The following is a 12,477-nucleotide window of genomic DNA, read 5'->3' as shown; positions in this document are numbered from 1 at the left end:
GAGGAGCTCACGTGTCAGTGCCAACCCGCCCTCTCCACCTCGCCGTTGCTCTCGACAACGTCGCCGCCTCCACGGCGGAGCCGTACGTACGTGCCGCCCGGCTCGCCGAGCGGGGCCGGTTCGACTTCGTCACCCTCGACGACTCCTTCGCGGCCCCCGGCCGCGGACGCGGGCGGCTCGATGCGCTCGCCGTGCTGGCGCGCGTCGCGCCCGTCACCGAGCGGATCGGGTTGGTGCCCACCGTCACCACCACCCACACCGAGCCGTTCCACGTGTCGTCCGCCGTGGCCACCCTCGACTGGGTCAGCCGGGGCCGGGCCGGGTGGCAGGTGGGGGTCTCGTCCTCCGAGGCCGAGGCCCGTGCCTTCGGGCGGCGGCCCGCGCCGTCGCCCGCCGAGGCGTGGCGGGAAGCGGATGCGGTCGCCGACGTCGCCGCCCGGCTGTGGGACAGCTGGGAGGACGACGCGGAGATCCGTGACGTGGCCACCGGCCGCTTCGTCGACCGCGGCAAGCTGCACCACGTCGACTTCGAGGGCCCCGGCTTCCGCGTGCGCGGTCCGGCGATCGTGCCGCGGCCGCCGCAGGGCCACCCGGTCGTCGTGGTCGACGCGACCGCCCCGCAGGCCCGGGAGGCCGCGGTGCGGCGCGCCGACGTGGCGTACGTCCGCCTGCCCCGCACCCGTGGCGCCGAGCGGGTGCGGGCCGCCGCGGAGGAGTTACGGCGCCGGGCCCGTGCCCACGGCCGGGACCCGGGGGCGCCGGCCGGCCGCCTCGTGGTCCTCGCCTCGCTGCCCGTGGCGCTGCACACGCCCGCCGACGCCGTGGCTCTGGCCTCGCTGCTCGGCTCCTGGTACGCGGACGGCGTGGCCGACGGCTTCCACTTGAGGCCCGAGCGGCCCGGTCGTGACCTCGCGCTGCTGGTGGATGCGACCGTGCCCGTGCTGCAGCACCGCGGTCTGCTGCGGGTGTTCTATCCGGGCGCCACGTTGCGCGAGCACCTGTGCCTGGCCCGTCCTGCCAACCGTTACGCGCGCACGGGGGAGTCCGCATGAGCCGGCAGCTGCATCTGGCCGCCCACTTCCCGGGCGTGAACAACACCACCGTCTGGCAGGACCCCCGCTCGCCCAGGGGCAGTCAGATCGACTTCTCCTCCTTCGCGCACGTGGCGCGCGTGGCGGAGCGGGGCCGGTTCGACTTCTTCTTCCTCGCGGAGGGGCTGCGGCTGCGCGAGCACAAGGGTGCCGTGCACGACCTGGACGTGGTCGGCCGGCCCGAGTCGGTCACGGTGCTCGCGGCGCTGGCCGCCGTGACCGAGCGGCTGGGGCTGGCGGCGACGGTCAGCGCCACCTTCAACGAGCCCTACGAACTCGCCCGCCGCCTGGCGTCGCTGGACCACCTCAGCGCCGGCCGGGCGGCCTGGAACGTGGTGACGACCTCCGACGCCTTCACCGGCGAGAACTTCCGGCGCGGCGGCTACCTCGACCACGCCGACCGCTATGTCCGCGCCGCCGAGTTCCTCGCCCTGGCCCGTGGGCTGTGGGACTCCCGGGCGCCCGGCGGCGGGGGGCGCCCCTTCGCCCATCGCGGGCGGCACTTCACGGTCTCCGGGGAGTTCGACGTGCCCCGTTCGCCGCAGGGGCATCCCGTGGTGATCCAGGCCGGTGACTCGGAGGAGGGCCGGGAGTTCGCCGCCTCCGCCGCGGACGTCGTCTTCACCCGGTACGGCACCCTGGAGGCCGGCCGCGCCTTCTACACCGACGTCAAACGGCGCCTGGCCGCGTACGGCCGGCGGCCGGAGCAGCTGAAGATCATGCCGGGGGTGACCTTCGTGCTCGGCGACACCGCGGCCGAGGCCCAGGAGCGGGCGCACGCCCTGCGCGAGCAGCAGATCTCCCCGCAGACCGCGCTGCTGACGCTGGAACAGGTCTGGGGCCGCGACCTGTCGGGCCTCGACCCCGACGGGCCGCTGCCGACGTGCGACCCCGATCCGCAGGGCCGGCTCGCCCAGGGCCGGGTGGCCCTGGGCGACCCCTTCGCCGTCGTCGCCCGGTGGCGTGCGCTGGCGGAGGCGAAGGGACTGTCCGCCCGGCAGACCGTCATCGAGGCGACCGGCCGCCAGTCGTTCATCGGCACGCCGCAGCACGTGGCGGAGGCGATGGCGCAGTTCGTGGCGGCCGGCGCGGCCGACGGGTTCATTCTCGTCCCGCAGCTCACCCCGGGCGGGCTCGACGAGTTCGTCGACCGTGTGGTGCCGCTGCTGCAGGAGCGGGGCGTCTTCCGCGAGGAGTACACGGGCCCGACACTGCGGGACCACCTCGGGCTGGAGGTGCCGGTGTGGAAGGGTTGACCGTCATGAGCACGAGCGAGGCGCACCGGCAGTGGCAGCAGTGGTGCGAGCAGCGCACCGGGACGGTCGCGGCGCCGTACGGGCCGCTGTCCCTCACCGGGACGCACTGGCTCCCCGACCTTCCGGACGGTCGGATCCCGGCCATTCCCGGGCAGTGGAGCGAGGCGCCCGAGGGGGACGGGGTGCTGCTGCGCGCCCGCACCGAGGACGATCTGGTGGTGGACGGCAAGCCGTTCACGGGCGAGACGGTCCTGGCCGCCGACCCCTCCCCGGAAGCGGCCAAGGTCGCCTCCGGCGAGCGGAAACTGCTGGTCATGCACCGGGAGGGGGTGTGGGCGGTGCGCGTCTTCGACCCGGGCTCCGCCCGCCGCCGGGCGTTCGCCGGCATCGACGTCTTCCCCTACGACGAGCGCTGGGTGCTGCCGGGGCGCTTTTGCCCGTACGAGCGCGACCAGCGGATCACCGTGGAGAACGCCGACGGGCGCGCGCGGGGCCTGGCCCTCGCCGGCGAGCTGGTCATCGGCCCCGCCGCGCCGGACGGGGCCCCCGCCGGCGTACCGCACGGCCGGGAGTTCGCGCTGCGGGTGGCGGCGGAGGCCGACGGCGCGCTGTGGGGCGTCTTCGCCGACGGCACCAGCGGGGTGTCCGGCTACCGCTTCCGCTTCCTGCGGCCGGGCGTCCCGGACGCCGACGGCCGGCTGACCGTCGACCTCAACCGCGCCCTGCTGCCGCCGTGCGCCTTCGCCGACCACTTCATCTGCCCCCTCCCGCCGCCCGGCAACCGGCTGCCGTTCGCCGTCGAGGCGGGGGAGCGGAACCCGCTCGCACACTGATGCGTCGAACCGCCGGACGGGGCCGCCCCGCCGTGGACGGGGCGGCGTCCCGCGGACCCCGGCGGCGGGAGAAGCAGCCGGGGCGCTTCGGTGTGCGCGGGGGCGCGTCCGAAAGGAGCCCTTGCGCCGCGCGGTGCGGCGCCCGAATACTCCCGAACAGCGCTTGTCAGGGGCACGACGAAAGCGGAATGCGCCGTGCCCTTCGGCCGCGCCTCACGGGGCCGCCCACCGCGGACCCCCGACCCCACTCGGGAGGACATACGTGAGGATCAGGCGCACCACCCCCCGCAGCACCACCGCCCGGCGCGCCCGGGTCACCGCCGTCGCAGCCGGCCTCCTGGCCGCCTCCGCACTCGTCTCCACCCAGGCCCGGGCCGAGCCCGCCGCCGCCACGAGCGCGGCGGCGCTCACCGCCGCGACCTCGGCCGTCGAGAGCGCCGACGTTCCCGGCACCGCCTGGTACGTGGACGACACCGGCCGCACGCTCGTCGTCACCGCCGACGCCACCGTCCCGGCCGCCGGCCTGGAACGCATCAGACAGCAGGCGGGGCGTGCGGCCGGTGCCCTGCGCATCGAGCGCACCCCCGGCACCTTCCGCCCGCTCCTCGCGGGCGGCGACGCCATCTACGCCCCGACCTGGCGCTGCTCCCTGGGCTTCAACGTGCGCAAGGGCAGCACCTACTACTTCCTGACCGCCGGGCACTGCACCCAGGGCAAGCCGGCCTACTACACCAACGCCGGCCACACCACCAGCATCGGCCCCACCACCGGCACCAGCTTCCCCGGCAACGACTACGGCATCGTGCAGTACACCAACGGCTCGCTCCCGCACCCCAGCGAGGTCGACCTCTACAACGGGCGCACCCAGCGCATCACCGCCGCCGGCAACGCGAGCGTCGGCCAGAGCGTCCAGCGCAGCGGCTCCACCACCAAGGTGCACGGCGGCAAGGTCACCGGGCTCAACGCCACCGTGAACTACGGCAACGGCCAGATCGTGCGCGGCCTGATCCAGACCAACGTGTGCGCCGAACCGGGCGACAGCGGCGGCGCGCTCTTCGCCGGCTCCACCGCCCTCGGCCTGACCTCCGGCGGCAGCGGCAACTGCACGTCGGGCGGCACGACCTTCTTCCAGCCGGTCACCAAGGCGCTCAGCGCCTACGGGGTGAGCATCTTCTGACCCGTCCGACCTGACCGCGAGCGTGCATTCCGCCCTTCCCCACGCCCGCCTGCGGCCAGCAGCAGGCCGAGCCCCCGGCATCCGCGCCGGGGGCTCGACCGTGCCCCGGCACGGGCATACCGTGGACGTAACAGCGGACCTTGTACGCGTGTACGCAGGGGGTCGAAATGCTCGAAGACCTCGTGGTGGCGTTGGTGTCGGCCGGCTCGGCCGCGGTGGTGTGCCTGACGGCCTCCGCCCGAGTGGTCAAGCAGTACGAGCGCGGCGTCGTGCTGCGGCTCGGGCGGCTGCGCTCGCAGATCCGGCAACCCGGCCTCACCCTGATCGTTCCGTTCGTCGACCGCCTGCGCAAAGTGAACATGCAGATCGTCACGATGCCCGTCCCGGCCCAGGAGGGCATCACCCGCGACAACGTCACCGTCCGGGTGGACGCGGTCGTCTACTTCAAGGTCGTCGATCCCGCCGAGGCCGTCATCCAGGTCGAGGACTACCGCTTCGCGGTCTCCCAGATGGCCCAGACCTCGCTGCGGTCGATCATCGGCAAGAGCGACCTGGACGACCTGCTCTCCAACCGCGAGAAACTCAACCAGGGCCTGGAGCTGATGCTCGACAGCCCCGCCGTCGGCTGGGGCGTCCACATCGACCGGGTCGAGATCAAGGACGTCTCCCTGCCCGAGACCATGAAACGCTCCATGTCACGGCAGGCCGAGGCCGAGCGCGAGCGGCGAGCCCGCGTGATCAACGCGGACGCGGAGCTGCTGGCGTCGAAGAAGCTCGCCGAGGCCGCGGCGACGATGTCCGCCCAGCCCTCCGCGCTGCAGCTGCGGCTGCTCCAGACGATCGTGGCCGTCGCGGCGGAGAAGAACTCCACGCTGGTGCTGCCCTTCCCGGTGGAGCTGCTGCGCTTCCTGGAGCGCGCGGGCCGCGAGGCGCCGCAGGCCGCGCAGCGGCCGGAGGCGGAGCCGACGGCGCCGCCGGTGCGGGGGCCGGTGCCGGTGGAGCCGGTGCCGCTGGAATTCGGGCACGTGGAGGCGGGGCGTCCGCAGTCCGAGACGACCGAGGCGAATATCGGACACGCCTGAGAAGGGCGCCTGCGGCGGGCCGAGCCCCGGCCCCGCCCCCTCCGGACGGGCTGACTTTGTCAGCCCGTCCGGCGTGTGAGGACACCCGGCGCACGCCCACGGCGCACGCATGGGCATGCGCGCGACCGGAAGTCGCCCTTGTGCACTCCCTTGCCCGGTCGGGACACTCGACGGACCAACTTGGCATGGACGCGACCTCCAACGGGGGTGCGGCTGTGTCGTACGTCCTCCGGGCCCGGCCGATCCCGACCGACGGGTCCCACCCCCCACTGGAGGTGCCGAGTTGAAGATCCGTCGGTTGCCCGTGCGGGCCGTCCTGGCGGGAGCGGCGGCCGCCGTGCTGGCCGCCGTCACCCTCGCCCCGCACCCCGCCGCGGGGGCACAGCCGTGGCAGGCCCGGCTGGACGAGGCCCGGCGCATCCTGGACGCGCGGGCCGCCATTCCCGGCACCGCGTGGATGACCGACCCGAGAACGCACCGCGTCGTCGTGACCGCCGACAGCACCGTCAAAGGGGCGAAGCTGACCCGGCTCAGGGAGGTCGCCTCCGGTCTCGGCGAGGCGGTCACGGTGCGCTCGATTCCCACCCGGCTCACCCGTTACCTCGCCGGGGGCGAGGCGATCTGGGGCGGCTCGGCCCGCTGCTCCGCCGGGTTCAACGTGGTCAAGGACGGCCGGCCGTACCTGCTGACCGCGGGCCACTGCGGCAAGGCCGCGAACGTGTGGGCGGCGGTCCGCGGCGGGTCGCAGATCGCGAAGACGGTCGCCGCCACGTTCCCCGGGCACGACTACTCCCTCGCCGAGTACACCGCCGGTGTCGCGCATCCCGGTGCGGTGATGCTCTCCGGCGGCCGTACGCAGGCGATCCGGCAGGCCGCCGCGGCGCACGTCGACGAGCCGGTCTCCCGCAGCGGTTCGACCACCGGCGTGCACACCGGCAAGGTCACCGGTCTCGACGTCACCGTCAACTACCAGGAGGGCCGCGTCGACGGCCTGATCCGTACCGATGTCTGCGCGGAGCCCGGCGACAGCGGCGGCCCGCTCTTCGACGGCGACAAGGCGATCGGCCTGACCTCCGGCGGCAGCGGCAACTGCACGCAGGGCGGGGAGACCTACTACCAGCCGGTGCCCCAGGCGCTGCAGGCCTACGGCGCGTCCCTGGAGACGGGTACGGGCTGAAGGCCCGGCGGCCCCCACGAACAGCGGCCCCCGGACACACCTCCACGGTGTCCGGGGGCCGCGCCCACGCCGGGCCGGTCAGAACTCGAAGACCAGGCCCTTGCCCGCCTTCAGCTCGCACGGGTTGGCGAAGGTGTGCTCGTAGTTCACCCGGCGGCCCTCCCACACGCCCTGGGCGGTGACCACGCTCGGGTTCCACTCCCGGGTGCAGAACGTGCCGTCCTTGATCCTGGTGACCTTGGTGAAGTCACCGCCCGCCTCACGCAGTTGCGTACAGGCGCCCTGGGTGTTCGGGTGGGAGCCGCTGGGCTTGGGCGTACAGGTGAGCGTCACCGCGCGCTGCACTCCCGAGGCGACCGCGGAGTCGCCCTGGCCGATGGTCAGTACGAGCGCTGAGGGCGCGTACAGACTCTGCGTCTGTGCCGCGGGTATGGGCGTGGGGGCGGCGCTCGCCGACGTTCCGGCTGCCATCAGGCCGCCCAGCGCCACCGCGGCTCCCAGCGCGAGTCCCCCAGTGATGTACCGCATTCCGAACACTCCCTTGCTCGTGGCTGCAGATAACGGACGGCAGTCTTGCTCAACTCGCGCATGAACGCACTCTCATCGAACACTTTCAGTCGCCGCGCGAGGACCCTGTGTAGTGGAGTGCTGTGGCTGGATTTCTGCCCGCTCCTGTGGCCGGGTGATCTCCCCGGGGCGTCGCGCGAGTGCTGGGGGTGCGCTCGCGCCCGGCTTGGGAGGGAAGCGGGGGAAGCAATGTTTCAGGCGTGTTGACCTGCAGGGATTCCTTGAATTCTCTGACGAATTATCAAATAAACCTGAGAAAACACGACTTGTGGCAGCGTTGACCATTGGATCTAATGTCCTGCAAGCCGGTCCGCGGAGGCCTCGCGGGGTCCGGCCGAAAAGGGCGCGCCCGGTTGCTCGTGCGACGGCCGGGGTGGTCGTGGCGTGCCGCAGCAATGACCGAAGACCGCTCTAACCGACCGTTCGGTCTGCCGTTTCGGGCGGGGCCGGGGGCCCGCCCGGCCCGGGGCCGGCACTCGTGGAGGGGACGGGTGGCGGCCCCGGGCCCTCACTCCGGCGCGGGGCCGCGCGAGCGTCGCAGGGCCAGGCCCAGGGCGACCAGCGTGCCCGCCACCGCCCACCCGGACAGCACCAGCAGCGGGCAGGTCAGCCCGTTGCCGTGGAAGTACGCGAGGGAGCGCGCCGACCAGGTGCCCGCGCCCGGCGGCAGCGCCGGGCCGATGGCCCGCCAGAACGGCGGCAGCAGGGGGTAGGGGTAGGCGCCGCCCGCGCTGGGATTGCCCAGCACCACCACCAGCGCGATCGCCAGCCCGATGCCCACCACCCCCGCCAGCCCCTGCAGGGCGAGGGTGAGCGCACCGACCGCGAAGACCGTCAGGGCACCCAGCCCCCACAGCCCCGGCAGGCTGCCGGGCAGTGCGTCCAGCACCGGCCCGGCGATCACCGCACCCAGCAGTCCTGCCGCGATGGCGTAGAGGGCGAGGACGCCGAGCCGGATCAGCGCGCGGTGCGTGTTGGCGGGCCGCGCCCCGGCGCTGATGGCGAGGATCGCGGCGCACAGGTAGCCGCCCACGCACCAGCCGACCGCCAGGTAGAACGAGGTCAGCCCCCGGGCGTCGCCGGCCGCCGCCGGGGCCACGTCGACCACCCTCAGTGCGCGCTGCTGGGCCCGTTCGGCCCGGGTGAGCACCGCCTCGGTGGCCTGGGCCAGCGAGGCGCCGGCCCCGCCGGCGACCAGGAGGGTGTCGGTGGTGCCGCGCGGGTCGACGATCAGCGCGGCGTCCAGCTCCCGCTCGCCGATCCGCCGCCGCGCCGTCGCCTCGTCGGGCACCGCGGTGGGCTCCAGCGGGTCCCCGGGCAGCGCCCCCAGCTGCCGCACGACCTGCGCCGCCACCGGGGCGGGTGCGACCACGCCGAGGGAGACGTCCGCCGGCTTCGGCCGGTGGAAGGCGCCGACGTAGGAGGCGATGAACGCCAGCTGCAGCACCAGGGTGCCGATCACCAGGGCGGCCGCCCGGCCCGTGACCGCGCTGCGGACCTCCCCGAGGAACCGGGTGGTGCCACCGGGGCCGTGCACCATGCGCCGCTCCTTGCTCGCTGCGTCTCTCGCTGCCGTCCTGCGGTCGTCTCGCCGCCGTCCCGCCGCCGCTCCCCGCCGCCCAGCCTGCGATCGCGGGCGGCCGCGCGCAGGCCGGGCGGGCCGTTCGGGTGGCCGGAGGCAGGCCTCGCACGGGATTCGTACGAACGTTCGAGAAGTGGTTTATGGTGGTGACAGGGAGGGCGAAAGGATTCGGCCATGGAGTGAGCGCGAGCGGCAGGAGGTGCGACGGCTGTGGCGGTCCCCGCGTTCACACACCTGCACACCGTCTCGGGCTTCTCGATGCGCTACGGCGCCACGCACCCCGAGCGGCTGGCCGAGCGCGCCGCCGAGCGCGGCCTGGATGCGCTCGCCCTGACCGACCGCGACTCCCTGGCCGGCGCCGTGCGCTTCGCCAGGGCCGCGGCCAGGGCCGGAGTGCGCCCGCTGTTCGGCGTGGACCTCGCCGTACGCGACCCGCTGCCCGAGCCCGGACCCGCCGCGGCGCGCCGCCGCACCCCCGCACGCGGCGGGGCCTTCGTCGACGAGTCCGCCCCCCGCGCCGTCTTCCTCGCCCGCGACGGCGCCCGCGGCTGGGCCGCCCTGTGCGGCCTGGTCTCCGCCGCCCACGCAGGCGCCGCCGAACGCCCCGGGCTGACCCGCACCGACCTGGCCGGCGCCGCCGAGGGCCTGCGCACCCCGCTGACCGTGCTGCTCGGCCCCGGCTCCGAGGTCGGCCGCGCCCTGGCCGCCGGCCGCCCCGACCGCGCCGCCCGGCTGCTCGCGCCCTGGCGGGAAATGTTCGGTGACGCCCTGCGGCTGGAGGCCGTCTGGCACGGCCGCACCGGCACCGGCCCCGGCTCCCTGCGGCTCGCCGCCCGCACCGTCGGCTTCGCCGCCGACCAGGGCGTACGCGCCGTCCTCAGCAACGCCGTCCGCTACGCCGACCCCGGCCAGGGACCCGTCGCCGACGTCCTGGACTCCGCCCGCCTCCTGGTGCCCGTCGACCCCCGCCGGCCCGAGCACCACGACGGCGGCGAACGCTGGCTCAAGGACGGTGCCCGCATGGCCGACGTGGCCGCCCGCATCGCCGAGGCCGCCGGCCAGGGCCGCACGGGCGCCCACCGGCTGCTCGCCGCCACCGAGGAGAGCGCCGCCGCCTGCCTGGTCGACCCCGAGGACGACCTGGGCCTGGGCACCGTCCACTTCCCCGAGCCCCACCTCGTCGGCGCCGACCGCCGCACCGCCGCCCGTGTACTGCGCTCCCGCTGCGCCGCCGCCATGGTGCGCCGCGGCCACGACCGCGACCGCCGCTACTGGGACCGGCTGGAGGAGGAGCTCGCCATCATCGAACAGCGCGGCTTCCCCTCGTACTTCCTGACCGTCGCCCGGGTCGTCGACGACACCCGCGCCCTCGGCATCCGCGTCACCGCACGCGGCTCCGGCGCCGGCTCCCTCGTCAACCACCTGCTCGGCATCGCCCACGCCGACCCCGTCGCCCACCACCTGCTGATGGAGCGCTTCCTGTCCACCCGGCGGGCCGCGCTGCCCGACATCGACATCGACGTCGAGTCCGCCCGCCGCCTGGAGGTCTACCGCGCGATCTTCGAACGCTTCGGCGAGGACCGCGTCGCCACCGTCTCCATGCCCGAGACCTACCGCATCCGGCACGCGATCCGCGACGTCGGCGCGGCCCTCGGCATGGCACCGGCCGAGGTCGACCGGCTCGCCAAGGCCTTCCCCCACATCCGCGCCCGCGACGCCCGCGCCGCCCTGGCCGAACTGCCCGAACTGCGCGCCGTCGCCGCCGAGGACCACGGCCGGCTGTGGGAACTGGTCGAGGCCCTCGACGGGCTGCCCCGCGGCATCGCCATGCACCCCTGCGGCGTACTCCTCTCCGACGCCTCACTGCGCGCCCGCACCCCCGTCGTGCCCACCAGCGGCGAGGGATTCGCGATGTCGCAGTTCGACAAGGACGACGTCGAGGACCTCGGCCTGCTCAAGCTCGACGTCCTGGGCGTGCGGATGCAGTCCGCCATGGCCCACGCCGTCGCCGAGATCCACCGCGCCACCGGCCGCCGCATCGACCTCGACGACCCCGCACAGGTGCCGCCGGGCGACCAGCGGACGTACCGGCTCATCCGCTCCGCCGAGACCCTCGGCTGCTTCCAGATCGAATCGCCCGGCCAGCGGGACCTGATCGGCCGGTTGCAGCCCGAGAACTTCCACGACCTCGTGGTCGACATCTCCCTCTTCCGGCCCGGACCCGTCGCGGCCGACATGGTCCGCCCCTTCATCGCCGCCCGGCACGGCCGCGCCCCCGCCCGCTACCCGCACCCCGACCTCGCCGAGACCCTCGGCGAGACCCACGGCGTGGTCGTCTTCCACGAGCAGATCATCGAGATCCTGCGCATCATGACCGGCTGCGACCGCGGCTTCGCCGACGAGAGCCGCCGCGCCCTGTCCGAACCCGCCCTGCAGGGCCGGGTACGCGCCTGGTTCGAGGCCAAGGCCAAGGAACGCGGCTACGCCGACGAGGTCGTCCGGCGCACCTGGGAGATCGTCGAGGCGTTCGGGGCGTACGGCTTCTGCAAGGCCCACGCCGTGGCCTTCGCCGTGCCCACCTACCAGTCCGCCTGGCTCAAGGCCCACCACCCCGCGGCCTTCTACGCCGGACTGCTCACCCACGACCCCGGCATGTACCCCAAGCGACTGCTGCTCGCCGACGCGCGGCGGCACGGAGTGCCGATCCTGCCGCTGGACGTGAACCGCTCGGGAACCGCCTATTCGATCGAACTGATGTCCGATGGGGTGTGGGGGCTCCGGCTCGCCCTCTCCGAAGTCCAGGGCATCACCAAGGCCGAAGCCGACCGCATCGCGGCCGGCCGCCCCTACACCTCCCTGCCCGACCTGTGGCAGCGGGCCCGGCCCGCCCGCCCCGTCGCCGAACGCCTCGCCCGCGTCGGTGCGCTCGACGCCTTCGGCACCAACCGGCGCGACCTGCTGCTGCACATCGCCGAACTCCACCACGGCGGACGGCACGCGGGAGCCGCCACCGGCGCCACCCAGCCGACGCTCATCGACAGTGCCCGGACCGAACCCATCGGCCTTCCCGACCTCGACGCCCGCGAACGCCTCGGCGCCGAACTCGACGTCCTCGGCATGGACACCTCGCGCCACCTGATGACCGACCACCGGCAGTTCCTCACCGAACTCGGCGTCACCCCGGCCCGACGGCTGCGCGACGCCCGCCACGGCGAGACCGTGCTGGTCGCCGGCGCCAAGGCCGCCACCCAGACCCCACCGGTGCGCTCCGGCCGGCGCGTCATCTTCACCACCCTCGACGACGGCACCGGCCTGGTCGACTGCGCCTTCTTCGACGACAGCCACGCGACGTGCGCCCACACCGTCTTCCACTCCTGGCTGCTGCTCGTCCGCGGCGTCGTGCAGAGGCGGGGGCCGCGCAGCCTGAGCGTGGTGGGGGCGGCGGCGTGGGACCTCTCCGCGCTGCTGCGCGTGCGGAAGGAAGGGGGCCTGGGGGCGGTCGCCGAACTCCTCGCCGCCCCGGCGGACGGGGCCCGGGCCGCCGGGCCCGAACCCGACCGCCGCATCGAGATGCCCACCGGCTACGAGATGCACCCGTGGGCCGACCTCCGCCCGGCGGGCGAGGGCGCGCCCACGGGGCGCAAGCTGTGGCATGCGAGTTCGGGGAGCGCGGGCCGATGACGCGCCGTCGCCGGGGCGGGGTGGTTGCGGC

9 protein-coding genes are annotated in these 12,477 nt (G+C 74.6%); 7 read left to right on the top strand and 2 right to left on the bottom strand.

Going from position 1 to position 12,477, the window contains the following annotated elements; genetic code table 11:
• Positions 1-11 precede the first annotated feature (11 nt).
• From ABD361_RS24675 to ABD361_RS24650, 6 genes are all read left to right on the top strand, one after another.
• Positions 12-1,052, top strand: coding sequence for an LLM class flavin-dependent oxidoreductase (locus ABD361_RS24675; RefSeq protein WP_344438061.1), 1,041 nt, complete (start codon positions 12-14; stop codon positions 1,050-1,052).
• The gene (locus ABD361_RS24670; RefSeq protein WP_344438059.1) at positions 1,049-2,347 is read left to right on the top strand and encodes an LLM class flavin-dependent oxidoreductase; all 1,299 of its coding nucleotides are present in this window, start codon (positions 1,049-1,051) and stop codon (positions 2,345-2,347) included. Before ABD361_RS24675 ends, ABD361_RS24670 begins: the two co-directional genes overlap by 4 nt.
• A 5-nt stretch (positions 2,348-2,352) precedes the next feature.
• Entirely contained in the window at positions 2,353-3,180 is an 828-nt protein-coding gene (locus ABD361_RS24665; protein WP_344438057.1) for a DUF1684 domain-containing protein, read from the top strand.
• A gap of 262 nt (positions 3,181-3,442) precedes the next feature.
• The gene (locus tag ABD361_RS24660) at positions 3,443-4,357 is read left to right on the top strand and encodes a S1 family peptidase (protein WP_344438055.1); all 915 of its coding nucleotides are present in this window, start codon (positions 3,443-3,445) and stop codon (positions 4,355-4,357) included.
• A gap of 167 nt (positions 4,358-4,524) precedes the next feature.
• The gene (locus ABD361_RS24655) at positions 4,525-5,439 is read left to right on the top strand and encodes a slipin family protein (RefSeq protein WP_344438054.1); all 915 of its coding nucleotides are present in this window, start codon (positions 4,525-4,527) and stop codon (positions 5,437-5,439) included.
• Between the two features lie 283 nt (positions 5,440-5,722).
• The gene (locus tag ABD361_RS24650) at positions 5,723-6,616 is read left to right on the top strand and encodes a S1 family peptidase (protein ID WP_344438053.1); all 894 of its coding nucleotides are present in this window, start codon (positions 5,723-5,725) and stop codon (positions 6,614-6,616) included.
• Positions 6,617-6,694: 78 nt separating this feature from the next.
• Here the strand turns inward: ABD361_RS24650 and ABD361_RS24645 are convergent, their stop codons facing one another.
• Both ABD361_RS24645 and ABD361_RS24640 read right to left on the bottom strand, forming a co-directional pair.
• Positions 6,695-7,144 carry a subtilase-type protease inhibitor gene (locus ABD361_RS24645; RefSeq protein WP_344438051.1) on the bottom strand — a complete coding sequence of 150 codons (450 nt, stop codon included), beginning with the start codon at positions 7,142-7,144 and terminating at the stop codon, positions 6,695-6,697.
• 547 nt (positions 7,145-7,691) lie between these two features.
• Positions 7,692-8,723 (bottom strand): DUF3533 domain-containing protein, encoded by a 1,032-nt coding sequence (locus ABD361_RS24640; protein ID WP_344438049.1) that lies wholly within the window; start codon positions 8,721-8,723, stop codon positions 7,692-7,694.
• Positions 8,724-9,023: 300 nt separating this feature from the next.
• Here ABD361_RS24640 and ABD361_RS24635 point away from each other — a divergent pair, with 300 nt between their 5' ends.
• Positions 9,024-12,446 carry a DNA polymerase III subunit alpha gene (locus ABD361_RS24635; RefSeq protein ID WP_344438107.1) on the top strand — a complete coding sequence of 1,141 codons (3,423 nt, stop codon included), beginning with the start codon at positions 9,024-9,026 and terminating at the stop codon, positions 12,444-12,446.
• The last annotated feature ends 31 nt before the right edge of the window (positions 12,447-12,477 follow it).

The organism is Streptomyces luteosporeus, assembly GCF_039532865.1.
GTDB classification, from domain to species: Bacteria; Actinomycetota; Actinomycetes; order Streptomycetales; family Streptomycetaceae; genus Streptomyces; species Streptomyces luteosporeus.
This window is presented reverse-complemented; position numbering and strand designations above follow the sequence as displayed.